Source organism: Yersinia alsatica (assembly GCF_025133195.1).
GTDB classification, from domain to species: domain Bacteria; phylum Pseudomonadota; class Gammaproteobacteria; order Enterobacterales; family Enterobacteriaceae; genus Yersinia; species Yersinia alsatica.
In genome coordinates, this window is the sequence record NZ_CP104006.1 from 4,692,771 (window position 1) to 4,718,087 (window position 25,317).

Here is a 25,317-nt window from a genome sequence, read left to right on the forward strand (position 1 = left end):
TCGCTGAAAATTAAAATATACTCTCAAATAACCAAAACACCTTGGGTGTTGTAAGGTTAAGCCTCACGGATCATTAGTACTGGTTAGCTCAATGCATCGCTGCACTTACACACCCAGCCTATCAACGTCATAGTCTTTAACGTTCCTTCAGGGGGCTTAAAGCCCCAGGGAAGACTCATCTCGAGGCAAGTTTCCCGCTTAGATGCTTTCAGCGGTTATCTCTTCCGAATTTAGCTACCGGGCAATGCCATTGGCATGACAACCCGAACACCAGTGATTCGTCCACTCCGGTCCTCTCGTACTAGGAGCAGCCCCTCTCAATCTTCCAACGCCCACGGCAGATAGGGACCGAACTGTCTCACGACGTTCTAAACCCAGCTCGCGTACCACTTTAAATGGCGAACAGCCATACCCTTGGGACCTACTTCAGCCCCAGGATGTGATGAGCCGACATCGAGGTGCCAAACACCGCCGTCGATATGAACTCTTGGGCGGTATCAGCCTGTTATCCCCGGAGTACCTTTTATCCGTTGAGCGATGGCCCTTCCATTCAGAACCACCGGATCACTAAGACCTACTTTCGTACCTGCTCGAGCCGTCACTCTCGCAGTCAAGCTAGCTTATGCCTTTGCACTAACCTCACGATGTCCGACCGTGATTAGCTAACCTTCGTGCTCCTCCGTTACTCTTTGGGAGGAGACCGCCCCAGTCAAACTACCCACCAGACACTGTCCTCACCCCGGATTACGGGGCCGAGTTAGAACATCAAACATTAAAGGGTGGTATTTCAAGGTTGGCTCCACGCAGACTGGCGTCCACGCTTCGATGCCTCCCACCTATCCTACACATCAAGGCTCAATGTTCAGTGTCAAGCTATAGTAAAGGTTCACGGGGTCTTTCCGTCTTGCCGCGGGTACACTGCATCTTCACAGCGAGTTCAATTTCACTGAGTCTCGGGTGGAGACAGCCTGGCCATCATTACGCCATTCGTGCAGGTCGGAACTTACCCGACAAGGAATTTCGCTACCTTAGGACCGTTATAGTTACGGCCGCCGTTTACTGGGGCTTCGATCAAGAGCTTCGCCTTGCGGCTGACCCCATCAATTAACCTTCCAGCACCGGGCAGGCGTCACACCGTATACGTCCACTTTCGTGTTTGCACAGTGCTGTGTTTTTATTAAACAGTTGCAGCCAGCTGGTATCTGCGACTGGCTTCGGCTACGAGAGCAAGTCTCTTTACCTAATGCCAGCGTGCCTTCTCCCGAAGTTACGGCACCATTTTGCCTAGTTCCTTCACCCGAGTTCTCTCAAGCGCCTGAGTATTCTCTACCTGACCACCTGTGTCGGTTTGGGGTACGATTCAATGTTACCTGATGCTTAGAGGCTTTTCCTGGAAGCTTGGCATCAACTACTTCTGCACCGTAGTGCATCGTCATCACACCTCAGCGTTGATAAGCAACCGGATTTACCAGGTCACTCCGCCTACATGCTTAAACCGGGACAACCGTCGCCCGGCTAGCCTAGCCTTCTCCGTCCCCCCTTCGCAGTAACACCGAGTACAGGAATATTAACCTGTTTCCCATCGACTACGCTTTTCAGCCTCGCCTTAGGGGTCGACTCACCCTGCCCCGATTAACGTTGGACAGGAACCCTTGGTCTTCCGGCGTGCGGGCTTTTCACCCGCATTATCGTTACTTATGTCAGCATTCGCACTTCTGATACCTCCAGCAGACCTCACAGTCCACCTTCAACGGCTTACAGAACGCTCCCCTACCCAACAACACCTAAGTGTCGCTGCCGCAGCTTCGGTGCATGGTTTAGCCCCGTTACATCTTCCGCGCAGGCCGACTCGACCAGTGAGCTATTACGCTTTCTTTAAATGATGGCTGCTTCTAAGCCAACATCCTGGCTGTCTATGCCTTCCCACATCGTTTCCCACTTAACCATGACTTTGGGACCTTAGCTGGCGGTCTGGGTTGTTTCCCTCTTCACGACGGACGTTAGCACCCGCCGTGTGTCTCCCGTGATAACATTCTTCGGTATTCGGAGTTTGCATCGGTTTGGTAAGTCGGGATGACCCCCTAGCCGAAACAGTGCTCTACCCCCGAAGATGAGTTCACGAGGCGCTACCTAAATAGCTTTCGGGGAGAACCAGCTATCTCCCGGTTTGATTGGCCTTTCACCCCCAGCCACAAGTCATCCGCTAATTTTTCAACATTAGTCGGTTCGGTCCTCCAGTTAGTGTTACCCAACCTTCAACCTGCCCATGGCTAGATCACCGGGTTTCGGGTCTATACCTTGCAACTAGACGCCCAGTTAAGACTCGGTTTCCCTACGGCTCCCCTATTCGGTTAACCTTGCTACAAAATATAAGTCGCTGACCCATTATACAAAAGGTACGCAGTCACACCACGAAGGTGCTCCCACTGCTTGTACGTACACGGTTTCAGGTTCTATTTCACTCCCCTCGCCGGGGTTCTTTTCGCCTTTCCCTCACGGTACTGGTTCACTATCGGTCAGTCAGGAGTATTTAGCCTTGGAGGATGGTCCCCCCATATTCAGACAGGATGTCACGTGTCCCGCCCTACTCATCGAGTTCACAGCAAGTGTATTTTTGTGTACGGGACTATCACCCTGTACCGTGCGACTTTCCAGACGCTTCCACTAACACACAAACTGATTCAGACTCTGGGCTCCTCCCCGTTCGCTCGCCGCTACTGGGGGAATCTCGGTTGATTTCTTTTCCTCGGGGTACTTAGATGTTTCAGTTCCCCCGGTTCGCCTTGCATGGCTATGTATTCACCATGCAATAGTGCAACGAATTGCACTGGGTTTCCCCATTCGGGTATCGTCGGTTGTAACGCTTCATATCAGCTTACCGACGCTTTTCGCAGATTAGCACGCCCTTCATCGCCTCTGACTGCCTAGGCATCCACCGTGTACGCTTAGTCGCTTAACCTCACAACCCGAAGGTGTCTTTCGACAACTTGCGTTGTGATTATTTGAGAGACTCTAATACAGGTTACTCGTTATCTCAGTACATCTACGGAGAGATAAGTTTCAGCTGTATTGTTTCAATTTTCAGCTTGTTCCAGATTGTTAAAGAGCAATATCTTAAACACGACTTGTTAAAGTCATCTTTAAGATACTTTGTGGTTCATTAAGAACCGGTGATAATGTCTTTCACACATTATCGGAGTGGCGTCCCCAAGGGGATTCGAACCCCTGTTACAGCCGTGAAAGGGCAGTGTCCTAGGCCTCTAGACGATGGGGACACAAAAATTGCTACTGAATCACTGATTCAGTATTTTTGTGTAAAGGTGAGAATGTGGTGACACATTCGAACGACTGATGCAGTAAAAACCCGATACCGAGGTTTTATCGCACAATCATCACCCTCATCAACAGGTGCTCTTGCTCGTTTACATTCATCAGACAATCTGTGTGGACACTGCGCAATGCGTATCGTTAGGTAAGGAGGTGATCCAACCGCAGGTTCCCCTACGGTTACCTTGTTACGACTTCACCCCAGTCATGAATCACAAAGTGGTAAGCGCCCTCCCGAAGGTTAAGCTACCTACTTCTTTTGCAACCCACTCCCATGGTGTGACGGGCGGTGTGTACAAGGCCCGGGAACGTATTCACCGTAGCATTCTGATCTACGATTACTAGCGATTCCGACTTCATGGAGTCGAGTTGCAGACTCCAATCCGGACTACGACAGACTTTATGTGGTCCGCTTGCTCTCGCGAGTTCGCTTCACTTTGTATCTGCCATTGTAGCACGTGTGTAGCCCTACTCGTAAGGGCCATGATGACTTGACGTCATCCCCACCTTCCTCCGGTTTATCACCGGCAGTCTCCTTTGAGTTCCCACCATGACGTGCTGGCAACAAAGGATAAGGGTTGCGCTCGTTGCGGGACTTAACCCAACATTTCACAACACGAGCTGACGACAGCCATGCAGCACCTGTCTCACAGTTCCCGAAGGCACCTAAGCATCTCTGCTAAGTTCTGTGGATGTCAAGAGTAGGTAAGGTTCTTCGCGTTGCATCGAATTAAACCACATGCTCCACCGCTTGTGCGGGCCCCCGTCAATTCATTTGAGTTTTAACCTTGCGGCCGTACTCCCCAGGCGGTCGACTTAACGCGTTAGCTCCGGAAGCCACGCCTCAAGGGCACAACCTCCAAGTCGACATCGTTTACAGCGTGGACTACCAGGGTATCTAATCCTGTTTGCTCCCCACGCTTTCGCACCTGAGCGTCAGTCTTTGTCCAGGGGGCCGCCTTCGCCACCGGTATTCCTCCAGATCTCTACGCATTTCACCGCTACACCTGGAATTCTACCCCCCTCTACAAGACTCTAGCTTGCCAGTTTCAAATGCAGTTCCCACGTTAAGCGCGGGGATTTCACATCTGACTTAACAAACCGCCTGCGTGCGCTTTACGCCCAGTAATTCCGATTAACGCTTGCACCCTCCGTATTACCGCGGCTGCTGGCACGGAGTTAGCCGGTGCTTCTTCTGCGAGTAACGTCAATGATTGAGCGTATTAAACTCAACCCCTTCCTCCTCGCTGAAAGTGCTTTACAACCCGAAGGCCTTCTTCACACACGCGGCATGGCTGCATCAGGCTTGCGCCCATTGTGCAATATTCCCCACTGCTGCCTCCCGTAGGAGTCTGGACCGTGTCTCAGTTCCAGTGTGGCTGGTCATCCTCTCAGACCAGCTAGGGATCGTCGCCTAGGTGAGCCATTACCCCACCTACTAGCTAATCCCATCTGGGCACATCCGATGGCGTGAGGCCCGAAGGTCCCCCACTTTGCTCTTGCGAGGTCATGCGGTATTAGCTACCGTTTCCAGTAGTTATCCCCCTCCATCAGGCAGTTTCCCAGACATTACTCACCCGTCCGCCGCTCGCCGGCAAAGTAGCAAGCTACTTTCCGCTGCCGCTCGACTTGCATGTGTTAGGCCTGCCGCCAGCGTTCAATCTGAGCCATGATCAAACTCTTCAATTTAAGATTTGTTTGATTTGCTGCTAATAAAAGCAGCGATGCTCAAAGATTACTTTCTGCAAATATGCATTCGAACCGAAGTTCAAATGTGTACTGCTTTGGTCACTCTTCAAGACTTTGATATTGCTTCTGCCTGCCGAAACAGGCTTCGATATCGTCTTGCGAGTGCCCACACAGATTGTCTGATAAATTGTTAAAGAGCGTTCGTTACCCGTTTGCCTTTCAGCGAATCTTACGGTAACGCGGGAGGCAGATAATACGCTTTCCCGCTGAAGAGTCAAGGTTTTCTTTTGTTTCTTTCGAAGTCAAAATCATTCTTTTCTCTTCCTGACCCGGCGAAGTGTGTTTCGTTGTTCCCGGTCAGTGGAGGCGCATTATAGGGAGTTCCTGACAGCCTGCAACCCCTAATTTGAAAAAACTTTTCAACCGCTGAATCTTTAGTCAAAACGCTGCTAAATTGACAGTTTTTCCAGTGTTGGGAAGCCATAACCCTGCAAAACGGGCAATAAAGCATCAGTGTCTGCGTTCAGAGCCATGCAATATGCAATGTTCTCATCCGTAGAAGAAATGATATTTTCCTGCGAAGAGATAAGCCAAGCCGTCCGACGCGCAATTGCAGCCCCGGAATCGACCATGCGCGTCCCTTCCGGCAACACTTGCGCCAACTCTTCAGCTAATAGAGGGAAATGCGTGCAGCCCAAGACAATGGTATCTGGCGGTTCACGCATCATTAGCCACGGATGAAGGATTTTCTTTAATGCTTCCGCCGCAACCACGCCACCATGCAACTTACTTTCTGCTAGCTCCACCAGCTCGGAGGAACCCAGTAACTCAATTTTGCAATCAGTGGCAAAGCGTTTAATCAAATCCAGGGTATAAGAAGCATGAACCGTACCGCGTGTGGCCAGTAGGCCAACAACACCATTACGGGTTAGCCGCACTGCAGGTTTGATAGCGGGAACAACACCAACGACCGGGAACGCAAAACGTTCACGCAATGCAGGAAGGGAGACGGTGCTGGCGGTGTTACAGGCGATAACCACTATTGCTAATGGATGGCGCTGCTGCACTGCCGTGACAATTTCCAGAACGCGCTCAACAATAAACTCGCCTGACTTCTCCCCATAAGGGAAAGCGACGTTGTCGAAAGCATATATATAGTGGAGATCCGGCAACAGCTGCCGAATCTCTTGATAAACAGATAGCCCGCCAACACCTGAATCAAAAATCAGCGCTGTCGGGCGAGGAGAAGAATCAGCCTTAGAAGTTATAACTTCCTGTGAGGTAATACTCTCGTCCAGCGGTTTTATAGCCATAAGCCGTTTCGTATTCTTTATCGAACAGGTTAGCAATTCTACCACGAACTGTTAGATGAGAAGTAACCGGATAAGCAGCGGAGACGTCGACTGTGCTGTAACTCGATAATTCACGCTGAGTCGAGTTATACATCGAGGTGCTATTGTCGTAGCGTTTGCTGTAATACTGGTAAGAAACGTCCATATCAACATTGAACATTGTCCAATCCAACTGATACTTGGCCTGCTGTTTAGAGCGGCGAGCTAACACTTCATTATTTAGGTCATTACGTGGGTCAATGTATTGCAACGTGATCTGGTGGTTAAACATCCCGGTATCAAAGTTTCCGGTCAATTCAACACCTTTTATAGTGGCAGAATTCACATTGTAATATTGCCCTTTATACGTCACTGGGTCAGAAGTGTAATCAATCAGATTTTCAATTTTGTTGTGGTAAGCAGACAAACGCCAGTCAACTGGCCCTGTCAGCCCTTCCAGACCGGCTTCCCATTGGCGCGACTCTTCCGGTTTCAAATCACTGTTTGACATAATATCGAAGCGCTGCGAACCATATTGCTGACCCAATGAAGGAGCCAGGAAGCCGGTGCCGTAAGATAATGTCACACGGTAGTCAGGAACAAACTCCCAGCCCGCGGCTGTTTGCCACGTTTCGTGCCAGCCAAATTGCTCATCTTTATCTTCACGGCCAGAAGCTTCTAATGTCACATTGCCGAGCTTTTGCTGGCCGCTCAGATATAAACCGGTGTTATCCCGCTTATAGGTGTCGGAGATAGTCTGGCTAGATGAGGTTAGGCGCTGTTGTTGCCAATCCACCCCTGCGCTCAGCGTCGCACTTTCAAAACTGTAGGTGTTGCCCCATTGCACATTGCGCTGATCCATATTGTCCAGCGTGGTAGCAACTCCATAGCGGCCATACTGGCTACTGAAGTTATAGTCTTTATATTTCTGATAGCTACCGATTAATTGGGAAGAGTAGGCTCCCGACACATAACGTAGCCCGGCATCATAAGTATGATTATAAAGTCGCTCTTCATCGCCGCTGTAGGCCGGAGAAGAGAGGCTGCCCACATCATAATCCGTGTTATTGGTGTAGCCATATCCTCTAACAAAGCCGGATATCTCTTGGTTGAACTGATGTTCCAGACCGGCCCAGAAATTTTTATTACGAAAACCATCCCGATCACTATCAATAGGGTTTGGCGAGTTAGGTTTGATGTTATAGCCGTTAGTGGTTTGATACCCACCCGCCAGCGTCGCCAAAGTATCACCAAAACGTTGGCGAACACTGCCATCATATTGCTGGTAGCCTTTAGAACCGACGCCAGCATTAATCTGTGCACCTTCTTGGTCAGTTTGGGTAATCACGTTAATAACGCCACCAATCGCCCCAGAACCATAGACGGCAGAACGCGGCCCACGAATATATTCAACTCGCTGCACTAAAGAGATAGGAATCTGATTGAAGTCGACGCTGTTGACGATACCGGTGCGGGCCAGAGGAATGCCATCAATCAATACCAGTACATGCCGAGCTTCAGTACCACGGATGTACATAGAAGAACCCTGACCTAATCCCCCGGTTTGGGCGATATCCACGCCAGGCAACCGGCGCATAACTTCATTGAGGCTTTTTGCCTGCCAGCGGTCGATATCATCACGGGTGACGACATCGGTTGGCGCCAATACCGTGGAAACCGGTTGTTTGAAACGGCTGGCGGTAACAACCATTTCATCTTTATTACCTGTGGTGGTGTTATCCTGCGCCCATCCAGAAAATGCCGTCACAGAAAGGGCTGTGAGCAGCGTATATTTTTTAATTGTCATTAGAAAAGCATCCAAACTCAAATAGCGGATGCCGCAGTGCCATGGCCGGTAGTACGCGACGACCACGAATATTGCGACGTATACCGGCAGGTCTTCGGGCTTGGGATCTCTGATATCAACTTTAATTACCGCAGTAAATAATACTGAGATGAATAAATAACATGAAACAGAGCGGGCGATGACTTCCCGTCCTTATGGACAGTGTCTGGATGAAACCTATCGCCGTGACTTCCCCTTACCGCTGCGCGTCAGCTCCGGATTTACACCGGATTCCCTTTTAACTCTTAGGTGTTTAAGTAACAGCATGAGGCCGGACCGCAATGCTACGATCAAGTAAAATGGATGTCTAGACTTCTACTCTTGTAACGAGGGATATCGCCAATAAATTTCATGGTGCAGGAAGGGGATAAACACGACAAAACTGGACATCACTTCCACTTTCCCTACAATCCGCAGGAATAAACCTCTTTTATAATGTCCAGACGAGAAGAAACATGACTCCCGACATCCTGCCGACTGACGGCTATGACCACCAACTGGCGGAAAAATCGGCCCGTCTTCAGGCGATGATGTCGCCGTTTCAGGCCCCCGCCCCCGAAATATTCCGCTCTCCAGCTGAACATTACCGCATGAGAGCCGAGTTTCGTGTTTGGCATGATGAAGACGACCTGTACCACATCATGTTTGATCAACAGACTAAGCAGCGAATTCGGGTTGAACAATTCCCAGTCGCCAGTGTGTTAATTAATCGTCTGATGAGCGCATTGATGACCGCCATCAGGGCCGAGCCCATTTTGCGCCGTAAGCTATTCCAGATTGATTACTTATCTACCTTGAGCGGCAAACTGATTGCATCTTTGCTGTACCATCGCCAATTGGATGAAGAGTGGCAGCAGAAAGCGCTGGAGCTACGTGATCAGCTGCGCGAGCAAGGTTTTGATCTGCAACTGATTGGCCGGGCATCAAAAACTAAAATCATGCTGGACCACGACTATATTGATGAAGTGTTGCCCGTCGCCGGTCGCGAGATGATTTATCGTCAGGTTGAGAATAGTTTTACCCAACCTAATGCTGCGGTGAATATTCATATGCTGGAATGGGCCATTGATGTCACCCAACATGCCAGCGGTGATTTGCTGGAGCTGTACTGTGGCAATGGTAATTTCTCACTGGCATTAGCACGCAATTTCGACCGTGTGCTGGCAACAGAAATTGCCAAGCCGTCAGTGGCGGCCGCGCAATACAATATTGCCGCGAACAATATCGATAATGTGCAAATTATTCGGATGTCCGCGGAAGAGTTTACTCAGGCAATGCAAGGTGTGCGTGAGTTTAACCGCCTGAAAGGCATTGATTTGAGCAGTTATAACTGTGAGACCATTTTCGTTGATCCGCCGCGCAGTGGGCTGGATGACGAAACCGTCAAACTGGTACAAGCTTACCCGCGCATCCTTTATATCTCTTGTAACCCAGAGACACTGTGCGCCAATCTTGAACAACTGCAGCACACCCATAAAATCAGCCGGTTAGCGCTATTTGATCAGTTCCCTTATACCCATCATATGGAGTGTGGGGTTTTACTGGAAAAGCGGGACTAACAGCCAGCAAAAACTATAGGCAAATAAAAGGGCAACACCATGTTGCCCTTTTATTTTATTGCCAAACTCACTCAATCTGCTGGCGCGAAAATTGACGGCCATGAGTTATTGCGGCTGCTGGTTATCACTATCTGAGTCAGTATCGGTATCAATTTCTGTCTGTGCTGATTTGCGGGTTTTCAGCTTGAATAAAATCCAGAACACCAGCACCACACTCAGGATAGAGGGAACGAAATTGGAACCAATCACCGGATGCTCAACACGTACAATCGCGCTATACAATAAAATGCCGAGTAAGAAACATGCGGAAGCCAGCACTGGCAGACCTTGTGGCATGGCAAAATTGAGATAGCGCTGGTGCAAGCAATAGACCGCCAAAATGAGTGTCAGTAGCGGAAAGACTGAAAAAGGCACAAATGAGCTGAATATCGCATTAAATGAACCATTTATTGCCAAACCAGTAATCAATGCCAACAGTAGGGTGCCGGTTTCACGGCGGGATTGTTCCATCATTTTCCTTACCTTATTAAGCGCGGGACACTGCGAGCTTTTCCTGCTCGCGACGATACCAATAATAGGCACCCTTGGAGATCATCCGCAGTTGTAAGACCAAGCGTTCTTCTAACTGTCGCCGCTGTTCAATATCCACGTCCAGCACTTCTGCACCGGCACTGAAGACAATTGTGACCATGGCCTCAGCTTGAGCTTCGGTGAAGCTACGTGGCATGTGATTTTCCAGCTCTAGGTAGTCGGCCAGCTCAGCAATAAAATGCTGAATTTCGCGCGCCACTGCGGCACGGAATGCAGCAGAAGTCCCGGAGCGCTCCCGCAGCAATAAGCGGAAGGCATTCGGATTATTGCCGATAAATTCCATAAATGTAGATACAGATGTGCGGATAACACTGCCGCCCTTGGCAATCCGCTGACGTGCCTGGCGCATAAGTTGGCGCAGCATCAGGCCGCTTTCATCAACCATAGTGAGGCCAAGCTCGTCTACATCACGGAAATGCCGGTAAAAAGAAGTCGGTGCAATACCTGCTTCACGGGAGACTTCCCGCAAACTCAGGCTGGCAAAACTCCGCTCAGCACTCAGTTGGCTGAACGCCGCTTCGATAAGGGAACGACGAGTCCGCTCTTTTTGTTGTGCTCTGACGCCCATAATCGTACCCAAGGGATATCCAATTTCTCAATCTAAGACATATAGTCAGCAATATACCAAACTTTATAGTAACAACCGTTATACAAACGTATCATCCCAATACGGAATTGCCGCTTTACAGCACACATCACGGTGATTTACCCATTGTTTATTGGGTTATACTTGGGATGATGTTAATGTACCGTTGTAATTTTGTATAATAATAGGTCTCTCCTACATGCAACAGCACTTCCATTTTGATGCCATAGTTATTGGCTCGGGTCCTGGCGGTGAAGGTGCCGCTATGGGGTTGGTCAAGCAAGGTGCCCGCGTTGCCGTCATTGAACGGTACAATAATGTGGGCGGTGGATGTACCCATTGGGGCACCATCCCATCCAAAGCTTTGCGCCACGCCGTTAGCCGTATTATCGAGTTCAATCAAAACCCACTCTATAGCGACAATGCCAGAACCATCAGCTCTTCTTTTGCTGATATCTTAAACCATGCGGATCGCGTTATTAATCAGCAGACTCGCATGCGCCAAGGCTTTTACGATCGCAATCACTGCCAGATGTTTTCCGGCGATGCCAGCTTCATTGATGCTCATACTATCAATGTGCGTTATGCCGATGGTACCAGCGATACATTGCAGGCTGATAACATCGTCATTGCCACCGGCTCACGCCCCTATCGCCCGGCAAACGTTGATTTTAATCACGAACGAATTTACGACAGTGATACCATTTTGCAACTCAGCCACGAACCACAGCACGTTATTATCTATGGTGCTGGGGTTATTGGTTGTGAATATGCCTCAATTTTCCGTGGGTTGAGTGTCAAAGTGGATTTGATCAATACCCGCGATAGGCTGCTGGCTTTCCTTGATCAGGAAATGTCCGATGCCCTCTCTTATCACTTCTGGAATAACGGCGTGGTTATCCGCCACAACGAAGAGTTTGAGCAGATTGAGGGAACCGTTGACGGCGTCATCGTACATCTGAAATCAGGCAAAAAAGTCAAAGCAGACTGTTTGTTGTATGCCAATGGCCGCACCGGTAATACCAGTGAATTAGGGCTGGAAAATATTGGGCTGGAAGCAGATAGCCGTGGCCTGTTGAAGGTCAACAGTATGTATCAGACAGCACTGCCCCATGTGTATGCAGTTGGTGATGTGATTGGTTACCCGAGTTTGGCCTCTGCGGCCTATGATCAGGGGCGAATTGCCGCACAAGCGATGATAAAAGGCGAAGCGCAAGTTCATCTGATTGAAGATATCCCGACCGGCATTTATACCATTCCGGAAATCAGTTCTGTCGGTAAAACCGAACAGGATCTGACCGCGATGAAAGTCCCTTACGAAGTGGGTCGGGCCCAGTTTAAGCACCTCGCCCGCGCACAAATCGTTGGGATGGATACCGGTAGTTTAAAAATCCTGTTCCATCGGGAAACCAAACAAATCTTGGGCATTCATTGCTTTGGCGAACGTGCGGCTGAAATTATCCACATTGGGCAAGCCATCATGGAACAGAAAGGTGAAGGCAATACTATCGAATATTTCGTTAATACTACCTTCAACTATCCAACCATGGCGGAAGCCTATCGTGTGGCGGCGCTCAATGGTTTAAACCGCCTGTTCTGACTTTTCGTTTATCACTTCTGCGCTCATGCGTGGTTGCATGTGCTCACGTATCGCCTCGGCGAGTTGCTCATAGCGGCCACGCAATGGGGAACCGGGGCGATACACCAAAGCAATGGTGCGCTTAGGTACTGGCTTGTAGCATTCCAGATAGCAAACGCCGTCACGATTTCTTTCGTTCGGTACGGCCAGTGAAGGCAATAGCGTGATACCGCTACCTGCGGCAACCATGTTGCGCAGTGTTTCTAAACTGGTGGCACGGAAATGCGTGTCTTCCTCAGCACCTGCCTGGAAGCAAAAGCCCATCGCTTGATCACGTAAACAGTGGCCATCTTCCAGCATCAGCAATTTCTCACCTGCCAGTTCGTGCATTTGCACTTTTTCACGCGAAGCCCATGGATGGTCGCTATAAATCGCCAGTTGCATCGGTTCGTCAAACAGCGGAACTTCAATAAAAGCCTCAGTCTCTTTGACCAATGCCAGAATGGCGCAGTCGAGCTTGCCACTATCCAATTGAGCCAAAAGATTTTGGGTCTGCGCTTCATGCAGGTACATTTCCAGTTTTGGGAATGTCTGATGCAGCATAGGAATGATTTGCGGCAATAAATAAGGCCCAACCGTAGGAATAAGCCCGATATGCAGCGGGCCAGACATACTCTCGCCCTGCAAACTGGCCATCTCTTTAAGGACTTTCACTTCTCGCAATACTGTTCTGGCCTGTTCCACCAGCAATAGCCCAGCTTGCGTAAACAGAACTTTCCGGCTGGTGCGCTCCAATAACATCACGCCCAACTCATCTTCTAATTTACGAATCTGACCACTTAATGTGGGTTGGCTGACATGACAAGAGTCGGCGGCGCGCCTGAAGTGCCTGAATTCAGCCAGCGCCACTAGGTATTCTAAATCACGAATATTCATCGGTGCTCCGCTTTATGATAGTCATTGACGATAGATAAGATAGCAACCAGTGATTAGAACTATCAAGTGATAAAATGAATAATGTGTCCCAACGAAAAGATACTCAGAAAAATTTAAATATTTTATTTTTTAATTAAGGAGTTACAGATGTTTACTAACCAAGAAGGTAAAAAAATCCCACAGGTGACTTTCCATACCCGTCAGGGCGACCAGTGGGTTGATGTAACTACCGACGAATTGTTCAACAACAAAACTGTGATTGTATTTTCACTGCCGGGTGCCTTTACCCCGACCTGTTCTTCCAGCCACCTGCCACGTTATAACGAATTGGCTGATGTGTTCAAACAACAGGGTGTTGATAGCATTCTCTGTGTGTCAGTTAATGACACCTTCGTCATGAATGCCTGGAAAGCCGATCAGCATGCTGAAAATATTACTTTCATTCCAGATGGTAACGGTGAATTCACCAAAGCCATGGATATGTTGGTAGAGAAAGCTGATCTAGGCTTTGGTCCTCGTTCATGGCGTTACTCCATGCTGGTACGTAACGGTGTGGTCGAAAAAATGTTTGTTGAGCCAAACAAACCAGGTGACCCGTTTGAAGTTTCTGACGCCGATACCATGCTGAAATATCTGGCCCCTGATTTTAAAGTACAAGAATCGGTTTCTGTCTTTACCAAACCGGGTTGTCCATTCTGCGCCAAAGCAAAACAGATGCTGCAAGATCGCGGCATTCAGTATGAAGAAATCGTACTGGGCAAAGACGCAACCACCGTCAGTCTGCGTGCAGTAACAGGCCGTGGGACTGTGCCACAAGTGTTTATTGGTGGCCGTCACATTGGCGGTAGTGATGATTTAGAGAAGTATTTGTCTGCCTAATGACATGAATAAATATGTGCATCAATAAAAACGACGATAACGTGAAGTAACTTGGTAGGCTCCGGCCTACCCTTTTTTTCTGTTAGGAGCAGACATGAAAACCTTAAACGTTGATGTCGCCGTGATTGGCGGCGGTACTGCCGGGCTTGGCGCTTATCGCGCTGCCAAACTATCGACCCCAAGTGTGGTGATGATTGAAGGTGGCGAATACGGTACCACCTGTGCTCGCGTCGGTTGCATGCCATCCAAACTGCTGATTGCGGCGGCTGAAGCTGTGCATCAGATTGAAAAAGCCCCCGGATTTGGTATCCACCTGCAAGGTGAAATTCTCATTAATGGCCGTGAAGTCATGGACCGCGTTAAGCGCGAACGTGACCGTTTTGTTGGCTTTGTTTTGGAAGGCGTAGATAACATTCCAGCCGCAGATAAAATTCAGGGTTATGCACGTTTTATTGATGACAATACCCTGCAAGTTGATGATCACACTCGCATTGTCGCGCAACGCATTGTTATTGCGACCGGTTCTCGTCCAACCTGGCCTGCGCCTTGGAATGAACTGGGTGATAGGCTGATTGTTAATGATGATGTTTTCAACTGGGACGATTTACCAGAATCTGTGGCGGTGTTTGGCCCTGGTGTTATCGGGCTAGAGCTTGGTCAGGCGCTGCACCGACTCGGTGTTCAGGTCAAAATGTTTGGTGTCGGTGGTGGTGTTGGCCCGCTGACGGACAGTATTGTGCGCAGCTACGCCGCGAAAACATTGGGTGAAGAGTTCTATCTGAATCCCGATGTGAAAGTTGAAGTGATGCAGCGTGAAGGGGATAAGGTCTTTATTCGTTATCTGGATGAGGCCGGTAAACCACAAGAAATCATGGTGGATTATGTTTTAGCCGCCACAGGCCGTCGCCCTAATGTCGATAAACTGAGTCTGGAAAATACCTCCCTCGTGCTTGACGAGCGCGGTGTTCCATCAGCCGATCGGCTGACGATGCAGACCAGCGTGCCACATATCTTTATCGCCGGTGACGCCAGTAACCAGTTGCCATTACTGCATGAAGCCAGTGATCAGGCTCGTATTGCTGGTGTGAATGCTGGCGGATTCCCTGAAGTGGTGCCCGGTTTACGTCGCAGCCCGATTTCAGTGGTTTTCTCCGATCCGCAAATCGCCATGGTGGGCTCCACCTTCCGCGAATTGTCACAGAAATTCAGTGCATGCGGTTGTTTTGAAATCGGTGAAGTCTCTTTTGAGAATCAGGGCCGTTCACGTGTGATGCTGAAAAATAAGGGCATCTTAAGAGTTTACGGTGAGCAAGGTACCGGACGTTTCCTCGGTGCCGAGATGATGGGGCCAAGTGCTGAACATATTGCGCACCTATTAGCTTGGGCACATCAGCAGCAAATGACCATCGACCAGATGCTGGATATGCCATTCTATCACCCAGTCATCGAGGAAGGTTTGCGTACTGCCCTGCGTGACTTGCAGTCTAAATTGAGATTGGGTACCGACGAGGCTGAGCGCTGTCTGCGCTGCCCGGGTGAATAATAGCTCTCGCTCCTCGTTTCTCATTGATTAAGCCGGGCTTTATGCCCGGTTTTTTTATCTGCTATTTTTGCGTGCCACTTCCACAGATTTCATCGCCTCACTTGGCAAATAAGCCAGCAATGTTCACTGTCTGCCAATACCCACCGCACTAAGCACCCTTACCAGCTCAAGAATTACTATTGATGTGATATCAATAATGATACTAAAATGGCGGCATTATGAAAGACATGGACAGTCGGGTTGCACGAATGAAAACCAATCCTACAGGGGTCAAATTCCGTGAGTTAGTCAAAATTTGTAATTTCTATTTTGGCTTTCCCAGACATTACTCCAGCAGCCATCATGTTTACAGCACCCCTAGGCAAGGTGACCCGCGGATCAACATTCAAAAGGACAGCAGCGGAATGGCTAAGTTTTACCAAGTAAAACAGGTCATTGCTGCTTTGGCTAAACTTGAGGATATAGCTCATGGTTAATATTGAACATTATACTTACCGTATTACTTGGTCCGCAGAAGATGCAGAATTTGTTGGCTTATGTGCGGAGTTCCCCAGTTTATCGTGGCTGGCAGGATCGCGTGTTGAAGCTCTGACCGGGATCACCGCGCTCGTGGCAGATATCTTGAATGATATGCAAACTCATGGTGAAACCCCGCCGGTCCCGTTGGCAGAAAAGCACTATAGCGGGAAGTTGGTGCTGCGCATGCCACCGGATCAGCATCGTCGTCTGGCGATTAGTGCCTCGGAAGAAGGGGTCAGTCTAAACCGTTATCTATGTGCTCGATTGGCGGTCTGAATAAACCGTCGGCATAAAATTAATAGGGTGAAATATTCATCCACCCTATTAGTCTGTAGCCGCTATCAATGACGCTTACTTTTAATATTAAAGCCAACAGGTAGAGTTAATGTTATCTGCCCCTGAGGGATAAGCTCTGCGGGCGGCTTGGGCAATGGTTGGGCGCGTTTAATCGCCGCCAGTGCTTCCGCATCTAAAATACTGACTCCACTGCTATTAATCAGCTTAGCTGACAACACATATCCATCCTGATTCACCACAAAACGAATCGTGGCGGTGCCTTCCTGACGTTTTTTTCTGGCATCAAATGGATAGCGCTTAAATTTTGCCAGATGCCCCTGTAAACGGCCTCTCCAGTTCATTTTTAGATTTTGAATATGTGATGAATCACTATTAGCAGCCGCAGCAACTTGGTGACTCTCCCCAGACAAGGGGGTGCTAGTGGCTGCCGCCGGAGGTGTTGAGTGGCTGTGATTATCTGGCATGGACTCAATGACGGCTTGGCGCGGCTCCCTTACCTTCGATTGCAACGGTTTGACTTTAGCTGGCTGCTTTTTAGTGGCGACTACTTTTTTTTCAACAATCAATGAAGCATTAGGTAGCTCCGGTAACGTAATGAAATCATTAACTTCCTCTGGCTGAGCTTCAAACTGCTCTGCCATCGGTTCGTTGAAAGCTTGGGTAATACCCACCGCCGGTTTTTGCTCCAAAATGGGAGTAAATTCTGACTCGGCCGACAATACGACCATAATGGCGATAGGAGAGCCATCGGTATTATCAATGGGTACAAATGTGGTACTCAGCAACCAAATGAGATAAAGATGGAAACCGCCCGTGAGTAAGGCACTGCCCCACCACAGCATCACTGCACCCTTATTTTGTTGTTTTTTCATGAATTAATTCACTGTATTCCTTTATTTTTAATGAGTTAACTCAACATGACTATTCTTCTGCGAAGGCGACATACAAGCGGTCAGTGAGGGGTTTAAACAGATAATTAAGTAACGAGCGTTCCCCGGTGCGGATAAAAATATCAACTGACATACCGGGCCGGATTGCCAATTGATTTTGTGTATTGTCGAGTGCCACAGTTAAGGGATAGTAAGGTTCTAGAGTATGTGGATGCTGTATGCGGTCAGCGCCGATCCGTAATACAGAGCCTTGTAATCTCGGGGTATTACTTTGATTAAAAGCGGAGAAATTGAGATCAACCGGTAGCCCAACCGTGACCTTATCAATTAATGAGACTGGAAGTTGCGCTTCAGCCAAGAGTGCTTGGCCATTGGGCACCAGTTCCATGATAGTTTGCCCGGTGCTCACGACTCCCCCAATAGTATGTTGAGCCAGTGCAATCACCGAGCCACTCACTGGCGCGAAAATGCGGGTATTATTCAATTCATACTCTGCGACCGCCAAACGCTGGGCCAACTCCTGAGTAGTATGTTGCGCTTTAGCTAACTGTTCACGATTCTCACTTTTAAACTGTTCACGTCGTTGTAAAATATGCTGTTCTATTTCACTAATCTGCTTATGTAACTCCAAGATCTCACTGGAATTTGCCTCTATATTTGCACGCAGTGAGATTGACTGGCGCTCCATATCCAGTAGCTGGCTTTGGGATGCATGGCCATTTTTCGCCAATAGCTGTACCCCCTGTAATTGCCGCTGGAACAAGTCAAATTGGCGCTGGTTATGGCCCCGAATCGTTTGTAGCCCATCCAACCGGCTCTCGTGGCGGGTTATTTGCGCGGATAACCGGGCAACCTCACTCAACTGGGCTTGCCGACGATGCTGAAAAAGCTGTTGTTGCAAAGCAATATTCCGCTCAGCCAAAGGCTTTTCGGGGTGCTGGAGTAATTCTGGTGGGAAAATAATGGTAGGCAGGCCATGTTGCTCAGCCGTCAAACGGGATTCCTGAGCAAGGGCATTCAAATACTGCTGCTGGAGATTGTCCCGGTGGCTGCGTATCGCGGTATCATCCAAGGTAATAAGCAATTGCCCTTCGATAACTTCATCACCTTCAGCAATATGTAATTGCTGGATGCGCCCGCCTTGTAATGGTTGGATAACTTTACGGTTTTCAGCGACCACAATATGCCCGATAACGGCAATCCCTTTGTCCAAAGGAGCTAACCCGGCCCAAAGCAGAGAACCGATGAAGCCCCCTAAAACCAATAATCCGCCAAGGCTAAGATAGCGCCCACTGTTGGTCTGTAATTGGGGGGGGGTTTGCAGTTGATGGTTTATATCCTTTATTAGGTAACCATCTGATTCAGATGACATCTATTATCTCTCCATCCATGGGTGTATTAGTTAATGCCACTATTTTTGTGATGCCGTGCGAATTTGAGCCACGCCATATTGCGGCCCACTCCCCCAAGGTTTTTTATTGTTCGCTGTTTTCATTTCAGCATTAACCGTCGATTTATCCTGGCTCTTAATGTTTTGTAAAACGGTCTGCGTGCGATCAAACCATTCCATCCGCCCATTATTGAGGAACAATAAATAGTCGCTCCCTGACAAAAGTTCGGGCTTATGCGTAATCATCACTATGGTGCAGCCCTGCTGTTTGAGCCGAATGATGCTTTCGAGTAAGGCTTTTTCACCTTCTTTATCTAAACTGGCATTCGGTTCATCCAGCACAATCAGCCGTGGCACACCATACATAGCCCGTGCCAGAGCAATACGCTGACGCTGGCCGCCAGATAATTCGGCCCCTTCATCCCCAAGTTGGGTATCGTAACCTTGTGGCATATACAGGATTAAGTCGTGTACTCCGGCCATCTGCGCCGCCGCCGTCACTTTTGCCGAATCGATCGGGCCAAAACGCGCAATATTTTCAGCAATCGAGCCACGGAATAGCTGGATATCTTGTGGCAAATAACCAATAAATGCCCCCAAGCGGGTTTTATCCCATTGGGAGAGATCCGCGCTATCTAACCGCACCGAGCCACTAAGCGCCGGTTTACACGCCACCAACAGCTGTGCCAAGGTAGACTTTCCACTGCCTGATGGGCCTAAAACGCCCAATACATCACCGGGCTGCAATTCAAAATTGATGGAAGATAAGACGGGAATATGGGTACCCGGTTTGCAGACGGTAAGCTGCGTCACACTGAGTTTCCCCGTTGGGGCAGATAAAGCCATCCCGGTCTGTATTGGGGGGTGCTGAGCTAATAAAGATGTCAGGCGCTGATAAGAGAGACGTGCATGGCTCCACTGTTTCCAAACTGCAATGATTTGATCAATTGGGCCCAATACTCGACCAATTAAAATTGAGCCGGCGATCATTACTCCCGCGGTAATTGCACCGTCAATAACCAGTAATGCCCCCAGACCTAACATCATTGATTGCAAGGCTTGGCGGCTAGATTTGGATACCGCGGTAACCTGACTACTTTTGTCACTGGCGATATTTTGCTGATAGAGGAAGTGTGAATGCTGCTCTAGCCAGCGCTCGCGTAATGCAGTTAGCATGCCCATCGCTTCGATAGCATCGGCGTTACGTAAATTCGCATTAGCCTGTTGCGTGGCTTGTGATGTGACGGTTGATGCTTCTTTCAATGGTTTTTTACATACCCATTGGTTCAGCCAAGCCAGGAAAATCAATACACAAGCCCCCACTGTCGCCAGTGCACCTAACCAAGGATGGAGTATAAAAATCACCAATAAATAGAGAGGGAACCAAGGGGCATCAAAAAAAGCAAATAAGGCATTGCCCGTAGCAAACTGGCGCAAGGAAGTGAGGTCATTTAATGCTTGAGCCGCCGGGGTTTTATGACCTTTAAGTTGGGAGGCAAATGCAGCATTAAACACCCGTTGATTAAGTTGCATATCAATGCGAGTGCCTAAACGGATCACAATCGCACTGCGCACCCACTCTAATAGGCCAATAAATACAAATATGCCCAGCACCAGAATAGTGAGCATCAATAATGTCATGGTATTCGCAGAAGCCAGAACGCGATCATAGACTTGCAGCATATAAATGGCAGGAGCTAGCATCAGCAAATTGATTACCGCAGTAAATAGACCTAAACCCCAAAGGCTTTTTTTATGCTCAGCTAGCACGGAGAGGATAGTGAATGAGGCTGGGATAACTTTGGGTATTTTATATGATTTCATGGCATCCATTTCCATGCTGAAAGCAGCGTTATCATCTGAGTGGATATTCTTCTGTTTCTCGACGCAATGCTTATTGCACCCAACATCAATACTGAAATATAAGTTATCGAAAAGAATGGCGAGGGTATTTTTTATTCAGCCCCAAAATTGTTTTCTGATGCCCGTTATTAAGCAGCGAGTAATGCTTCGCTTCCCTCAGTAACACCAACAGTATCAATCACAGGAGAGTCGACCGGCGCGACATAAAACTGATTAGCTATAGCCATATCTTTAAGTGGCGTATCCACATCAACTCCTTGGGCTTTTAATTTCGCTAATATGGGTTCTGCATCCCCCCTTAGTAAACTATATACCCCAAGAGATTTTCCACTCGGACAATGAGGATGTGTCTGCGAATGGAAAAACATATAGAACGAATATTCAATATCATCGGTATTATCTAACCCATTAAATGATAACTGGGTATTCTGAAGTTGGAAATATATTTTATCCCCGCCCGGCGAGTTATCTAACTCAGCCTCAGGAGTCGGTATGATTTTATCGCCAAATGCCAAACTCCCACTTATACCGGGAATTAGGTGTTGATCAAAATCACTCCCTACTTTAATTTTTGTTTTATATCCCGTCACCATGGCGACATTAACACTTCCCGGCTGTTCACTCTCTTTTACAAATGCGTATACATCACCAGATCCTTCGGAATTATATACTCCGGCTTGAAAAAAATAATCATCACTTGAATCATTGGACATCGATTGTATCATATCGCCAAAATTAGCCGTCCATTTATGCGTGTAGGAAGATATAGATTCATTTTCAATTCCCGCTTGATATCTTATTTCAACTGCCATAATAGTATCCTTCTGATTGACTATTAATATATAATTCAGCGTTGGGTTATATCTGTTCTCAGGAGAAATAATAAATTATTTGGAACCACCGCCAGTAAAACAAACTAGAGCAACCAGAGGAAAGGCGGTGGTGATATTTCATTTATATAACCAAAGCATTATTATTTAATCTCTGACATTAAGCGGCCATTAATATTTCGGCACCGTCATATGAGCCGATAGTATCAATGATAGGTGCGTCAGCCATAACATCACTGCTAGCATCAAACTGGCTAGCGATAGCCATATCTTTAAGCGGGGTATCTACATCAATCCCTTTGGCTTTGAGGATATCGAGGAATGGCGTGGCATCGCCGCGCATAAAGCCGTAGGTGGCTTTATGCATCTCGCCTTGTTGGTTCTCTTCTTTAGTTTTGCTGGGATCAAATTCACCAGTAATGTCTAACCCACTGAATTTCAAGTGGGGATCTGCAAGCTGCTTACCTATACCATCAGTATTATTCTCCAATTTATCACCCAATACCAAACTGTCCATTTTCCCGGAGAAAGTATGTTGTGGCATAAAGGAGTATTTTAATTCCCCTTCCACAATCATCGCCTTATCTGCGCCATGGGAACTGGATACTGCATATTGAGTACCATTAAAAGTATCTCCTCCAGCGAAACTTCCATATTGTTTGGCACTTGATGTGGTTATATCACCATTCTCGGTAGCCCATTGCTGGCTGGCAGAAGAGATGGACTCATTAGCATAATTGCCATAATATTTGATAGTAACTGTCATAATAATATCCTTTTAATTAAAAATTACTCCGTGACTCATCATTGAATCACAGTGACCACAGGTGAAAATAATAACCTCACCTGAATTCTTTAAACTTAAAGCATAAAATTCAAAAACACATCATAATTAATATTTATTTAGTAGGTTTAAAATCTATATTCAATACCGCCCTGAATAGTACGACCACGATTAGGTGTCAGTGAAAGTGAATCACCATAATTAACAATATAAGCACGATTAGTTATATTTTCTATTGTTCCACGCAAAGTTAAATCATTCGTTACTTTATAACTAGCATGAATATCAAATAACGTATACTTCGGCCAATCAGCTACATAGGCAGTATTCGGATAACCATCTTTATTCGTCACCGACTTATCTTGATGTCCTTTGTTATAACGGATAGTAGTGCCGAAATCCAGCTTTTGATCAAATATTCTGCCACCCAAAACCAAACTACCTCTATCACCCGGCAAATAAGCTGAAGAACCAAATAAATTACTGGCCTTGTAGCATTCTATCTTATTATTTGCATCATTATCATCAATGGGATATGAACGAACCTTCCAAGAAGCATCCCTAATAATGCCATGCCTTTGCACTCCACCTAACCAAGCTTTTTTTGAACAAACACTATTAACACCAATCATTCTGGTATAATTTACCGTCGTATAAAATAAACCCGCATCATAACTTAATTGATACTCTAGCCCACGAAAATGTGTTGCTAACAAATTATTAATATAGGTTGCATTCGCAAAAGACTCACCACTAAATTTGGGCTTTTGTTTAGATAACTCAAGATTAATATAATTAGTTACCCGGGTATCAAAGTAGGCGAGCTTAGCAACCAGACGGTCTTCATTGATAAACAGACCTGTATGCTGAATATTTAGGCCGGCCTCCCAAGCTTTAGCGTTCTCTGCCGCCAACAAAGGGTTAGGTAAAATCCAACCATGGCCATGTGCACTACCGGTGGCCAGCATTTCAGTCATCGCCGGCGGTCGCCAGGATTTACCGTAGTGACCAAAAAACTCCAACCAAGGAACCCCGGGCTTAATGCCGATACCTGCGGTGGGTGAAAACTGTCTTGCACGGCGATTAACATCCCATGCCATCGTTAGCGGTGAATTAGAAGAACACCGGGTACTGACATGCTCGGACTGCTCATGCACCCTTGAGTCACAAGGATTTTCACGGGTATAAGGGTGGCGAAACCCATTCAGTGGCATCCAGGTATTACCTTGTATGCGAAATTGGTCATGCCGCAGTCCCCCCTCCAACCGCAGCCAATCATTGTAATCATAATTCAGCTGGGCAAAGGTGCTGGTAATGGCGCGCTGCCCTGCTGGCGTCAGCCCATTAACCCTTTTATCCACTGGAGTTATAACATCAAGGTAGTCATTTGTCGTACGCCCGCGGGAACGGTCACTAAACCACTCAAGGCCATATTTAATACGTAATTGATAGTGATCAGCAGCAGTCAATAAACTGGTATTTTGTAGTTGTAAACCTTGGGTCGTCAGGCGGGTTTGGGTCCAATATTGTTTGCGGAAAATGGCATTCGCGTTGTGGGTATCGGTGTAATCATCAGTGTCTACGTAATAGATTTTGGCGCTGGCGTCCAACCAGGCAATATGCTCCGGCTTTAGGCTATAATCCAAGCCAATATTACGATTCATTACATCGCTAGTACTGTTACTTAACCAACCATATGTGAAAATATGTGGTGTGGCTCTATCATATAAAAGAGTAAACATACCAGCATTGGGACTCTGTACTTGTGTTTGTAAATAACTGAGGACTAGCCGTTGATCGGTAGCTAAATTCCAACCTATTTTTGCTAACCGGGAGTGCATTTTATAGTGCGTAAACGCGATTTTATTATTCTTAATATCATGGTCAAATTTACTCTCTTTCGTCCCCATGCGTATTTCACCAAGGTAGCCTTTATTCCCCGGCCAATAGTCTTTTAAGTTACGCTCACTGGCGGCTATTAATATATCGCCATCTTCATTACCTAATGCCAGCATGGCACTACCAATAAATTGAGTACCATTATCGCCGGTTATAGCACGGATTTTGCCGCCAATTTCTTTTCCCTGTTCAAGGAAGTCGCTGGCATTAATGGTATTAAAGGTTGCAATTCCGCCAATGACTCCCGCCCCCCCTATACCGCTGGAGACACCTTTTTCAATGACCACATTACCCAATATTTCCGGATCGATATACATCACCCCATGGCGCTGGCCATGACCACTTTTCATAAAGTTCTGCCGCATGCCATCGATATTCATATTGATACGACCGTAATCTTGTATTCCACGGATATTAACCGAAAGTGCAGGGTCGTTCTGGCTAACACTGGAGTAAACTCCCGGCGTTTGTTCCAGTATATCGGCGGCATGGCGGGCTGGCCGGTGGTCCATTTGTTCGCGCGATATCTCGCTCACTGAGCGAGGTTTATCATAGATCCAATCACCATCATGAGGAGGGCTTGCCCCTTCCACTTTGAGCTCATCTAACACCATGTCATGCTCATTAGATGATTCAGCATTTACGCGCTCTGAATAACCCTGCGCACTGAGGGCCAAAAATAGACTTAAGGCCATTTTATTCATTGGTCTTATTATTGTATCTTTATCTCTAACTATATTATCCATTTATGAGATTTCATCCTTATTAATATAAAAATAATATATATATTAATCATTAGCCGTAGCTTAATGGCCTTTGAAATAAAATTCAGCAATAGGAACATCGCCAAATAATAGAAGTTATCCGGTGAGTGATATTGTGTTATTTTCTATAAATTAAATAAGTTACTGCATCAAATAAATGGAACATTACATTGGAAATAAAGTGCACTACTTTATTAGAGGGCAAGGTAATTTGT

At 47.4% G+C, this 25,317-nt stretch carries 17 protein-coding genes, 1 tRNA gene, 2 rRNA genes and 1 riboswitch; of the genes, 6 read left to right on the forward strand and 14 right to left on the reverse strand.

The genetic code is table 11. The features are described from left to right. Positions 1-52 precede the first annotated feature (52 nt). The 5 genes from N0H69_RS21235 to btuB form a co-directional block, all read right to left on the reverse strand. A 23S ribosomal RNA gene (locus N0H69_RS21235) occupies positions 53-2,959 on the reverse strand. A 240-nt stretch (positions 2,960-3,199) separates the two neighbouring features. Continuing rightward, positions 3,200-3,275: transfer RNA gene (locus tag N0H69_RS21240), tRNA-Glu, on the reverse strand. 198 nt (positions 3,276-3,473) lie between these two features. Further along, positions 3,474-5,016 (reverse strand): 16S ribosomal RNA (locus N0H69_RS21245). The 16S and 23S rRNA genes sit together here with 1 tRNA gene alongside, the layout of an rRNA operon. Positions 5,017-5,465: 449 nt before the next feature. Beyond that, positions 5,466-6,329: a glutamate racemase gene (murI, locus tag N0H69_RS21250; RefSeq protein WP_050111142.1), complete on the reverse strand. Its 864-nt coding sequence runs from the start codon at positions 6,327-6,329 to the stop codon at positions 5,466-5,468. Next, positions 6,274-8,154 (reverse strand): TonB-dependent vitamin B12 receptor BtuB, encoded by a 1,881-nt coding sequence (gene btuB / locus N0H69_RS21255; protein ID WP_050152126.1) that lies wholly within the window; start codon positions 8,152-8,154, stop codon positions 6,274-6,276. The genes murI and btuB overlap by 56 nt, the downstream gene beginning before the upstream one ends. Before the next feature lie 68 nt (positions 8,155-8,222). Continuing rightward, positions 8,223-8,484: riboswitch (cobalamin riboswitch) on the reverse strand. Between the two features lie 164 nt (positions 8,485-8,648). Here btuB and trmA point away from each other — a divergent pair. After that, the gene (gene trmA / locus N0H69_RS21260) at positions 8,649-9,752 is read left to right on the forward strand and encodes a tRNA (uridine(54)-C5)-methyltransferase TrmA (RefSeq protein ID WP_050111139.1); all 1,104 of its coding nucleotides are present in this window, start codon (positions 8,649-8,651) and stop codon (positions 9,750-9,752) included. Positions 9,753-9,857: 105 nt separating this feature from the next. On the opposite strand, the gene N0H69_RS21265 is transcribed toward trmA, so the two are convergent. Next, positions 9,858-10,265: a YijD family membrane protein gene (locus N0H69_RS21265; RefSeq protein WP_050111137.1), complete on the reverse strand. Its 408-nt coding sequence runs from the start codon at positions 10,263-10,265 to the stop codon at positions 9,858-9,860. A gap of 13 nt (positions 10,266-10,278) precedes the next feature. Then, positions 10,279-10,911, reverse strand: coding sequence for an HTH-type transcriptional repressor FabR (gene fabR, locus N0H69_RS21270; protein ID WP_049563486.1), 633 nt, complete (start codon positions 10,909-10,911; stop codon positions 10,279-10,281). A gap of 217 nt (positions 10,912-11,128) precedes the next feature. Between fabR and sthA the strand changes: the two genes are divergently transcribed. Beyond that, a complete protein-coding gene (gene sthA / locus N0H69_RS21275; RefSeq protein WP_050135742.1) occupies positions 11,129-12,529 on the forward strand; it encodes a Si-specific NAD(P)(+) transhydrogenase in 1,401 nt (466 codons plus the stop codon). Here sthA and oxyR read toward each other — a convergent pair. After that, complete coding sequence (gene oxyR / locus N0H69_RS21280) at positions 12,512-13,444, reverse strand: DNA-binding transcriptional regulator OxyR (RefSeq protein WP_050111134.1); 933 nt, start codon at positions 13,442-13,444, stop codon at positions 12,512-12,514. The two genes, sthA and oxyR, sit on opposite strands and share 18 nt — an antisense overlap. Positions 13,445-13,591: 147 nt before the next feature. Between oxyR and N0H69_RS21285 the strand changes: the two genes are divergently transcribed. From N0H69_RS21285 to N0H69_RS21300, 4 genes are all read left to right on the forward strand, one after another. Further along, entirely contained in the window at positions 13,592-14,323 is a 732-nt protein-coding gene (locus N0H69_RS21285) for a glutathione peroxidase (protein WP_050152125.1), read from the forward strand. 94 nt (positions 14,324-14,417) lie between these two features. Further along, positions 14,418-15,866, forward strand: a complete 1,449-nt coding sequence (locus tag N0H69_RS21290) for a dihydrolipoyl dehydrogenase (protein WP_050152124.1) — start codon at positions 14,418-14,420, stop codon at positions 15,864-15,866. A gap of 218 nt (positions 15,867-16,084) precedes the next feature. Beyond that, complete coding sequence (locus tag N0H69_RS21295; RefSeq protein WP_050147056.1) at positions 16,085-16,342, forward strand: toxin HicA; 258 nt, start codon at positions 16,085-16,087, stop codon at positions 16,340-16,342. Next, positions 16,335-16,661, forward strand: a complete 327-nt coding sequence (locus N0H69_RS21300) for a type II toxin-antitoxin system HicB family antitoxin (RefSeq protein ID WP_050111131.1) — start codon at positions 16,335-16,337, stop codon at positions 16,659-16,661. Before N0H69_RS21295 ends, N0H69_RS21300 begins: the two co-directional genes overlap by 8 nt. Positions 16,662-16,726: 65 nt before the next feature. Here N0H69_RS21300 and N0H69_RS21305 read toward each other — a convergent pair whose 3' ends face one another. The 6 genes from N0H69_RS21305 to N0H69_RS21330 all read right to left on the reverse strand — a co-directional run bounded on the left by N0H69_RS21305 (position 16,727) and on the right by N0H69_RS21330 (position 25,084). Next, positions 16,727-17,554: an energy transducer TonB family protein gene (locus N0H69_RS21305; protein ID WP_080991440.1), complete on the reverse strand. Its 828-nt coding sequence runs from the start codon at positions 17,552-17,554 to the stop codon at positions 16,727-16,729. Positions 17,555-17,603: 49 nt separating this feature from the next. Then, positions 17,604-18,944 carry an HlyD family type I secretion periplasmic adaptor subunit gene (locus N0H69_RS21310; protein WP_050152123.1) on the reverse strand — a complete coding sequence of 447 codons (1,341 nt, stop codon included), beginning with the start codon at positions 18,942-18,944 and terminating at the stop codon, positions 17,604-17,606. Positions 18,945-18,983: 39 nt separating this feature from the next. Further along, on the reverse strand, positions 18,984-20,801 hold the full coding sequence (locus N0H69_RS21315; RefSeq protein WP_375541926.1) for a type I secretion system permease/ATPase: 1,818 nt from the start codon (positions 20,799-20,801) through the stop codon (positions 18,984-18,986). A 152-nt stretch (positions 20,802-20,953) separates the two neighbouring features. Further along, positions 20,954-21,637: a heme acquisition protein HasA gene (locus N0H69_RS21320; RefSeq protein ID WP_050152122.1), complete on the reverse strand. Its 684-nt coding sequence runs from the start codon at positions 21,635-21,637 to the stop codon at positions 20,954-20,956. Positions 21,638-21,815: 178 nt separating this feature from the next. Further along, a complete protein-coding gene (locus N0H69_RS21325; RefSeq protein WP_050152121.1) occupies positions 21,816-22,421 on the reverse strand; it encodes a heme acquisition protein HasA in 606 nt (201 codons plus the stop codon). 146 nt (positions 22,422-22,567) lie between these two features. Beyond that, a complete protein-coding gene (locus N0H69_RS21330) occupies positions 22,568-25,084 on the reverse strand; it encodes a TonB-dependent hemoglobin/transferrin/lactoferrin family receptor (RefSeq protein ID WP_050152120.1) in 2,517 nt (838 codons plus the stop codon). Positions 25,085-25,317 lie beyond the last annotated feature (233 nt).

Bases quoted from the DNA above. Each gene is read 5' to 3' on its own strand.
- N0H69_RS21310 (WP_050152123.1), bottom strand. From the start codon at position 18,944: ATGTCATCTGAATCAGATGGTTACCTAATAAAGGATATAAACCATCAA.
- N0H69_RS21330 (WP_050152120.1), bottom strand. From the start codon at position 25,084: ATGGATAATATAGTTAGAGATAAAGATACAATAATAAGACCAATGAAT.
- oxyR (WP_050111134.1), bottom strand. From the start codon at position 13,444: ATGAATATTCGTGATTTAGAATACCTAGTGGCGCTGGCTGAATTCAGG.
- btuB (WP_050152126.1), bottom strand. From the start codon at position 8,154: ATGACAATTAAAAAATATACGCTGCTCACAGCCCTTTCTGTGACGGCA.
- N0H69_RS21265 (WP_050111137.1), bottom strand. From the start codon at position 10,265: ATGATGGAACAATCCCGCCGTGAAACCGGCACCCTACTGTTGGCATTG.
- N0H69_RS21285 (WP_050152125.1), top strand. From the start codon at position 13,592: ATGTTTACTAACCAAGAAGGTAAAAAAATCCCACAGGTGACTTTCCAT.
- fabR (WP_049563486.1), bottom strand. From the start codon at position 10,911: ATGGGCGTCAGAGCACAACAAAAAGAGCGGACTCGTCGTTCCCTTATC.
- N0H69_RS21325 (WP_050152121.1), bottom strand. From the start codon at position 22,421: ATGACAGTTACTATCAAATATTATGGCAATTATGCTAATGAGTCCATC.
- N0H69_RS21320 (WP_050152122.1), bottom strand. From the start codon at position 21,637: ATGGCAGTTGAAATAAGATATCAAGCGGGAATTGAAAATGAATCTATA.
- N0H69_RS21295 (WP_050147056.1), top strand. From the start codon at position 16,085: ATGAAAGACATGGACAGTCGGGTTGCACGAATGAAAACCAATCCTACA.
- N0H69_RS21300 (WP_050111131.1), top strand. From the start codon at position 16,335: ATGGTTAATATTGAACATTATACTTACCGTATTACTTGGTCCGCAGAA.
- trmA (WP_050111139.1), top strand. From the start codon at position 8,649: ATGACTCCCGACATCCTGCCGACTGACGGCTATGACCACCAACTGGCG.
- murI (WP_050111142.1), bottom strand. From the start codon at position 6,329: ATGGCTATAAAACCGCTGGACGAGAGTATTACCTCACAGGAAGTTATA.
- N0H69_RS21305 (WP_080991440.1), bottom strand. From the start codon at position 17,554: ATGAAAAAACAACAAAATAAGGGTGCAGTGATGCTGTGGTGGGGCAGT.
- N0H69_RS21290 (WP_050152124.1), top strand. From the start codon at position 14,418: ATGAAAACCTTAAACGTTGATGTCGCCGTGATTGGCGGCGGTACTGCC.
- N0H69_RS21315 (WP_375541926.1), bottom strand. From the start codon at position 20,801: ATGGAAATGGATGCCATGAAATCATATAAAATACCCAAAGTTATCCCA.
- sthA (WP_050135742.1), top strand. From the start codon at position 11,129: ATGCAACAGCACTTCCATTTTGATGCCATAGTTATTGGCTCGGGTCCT.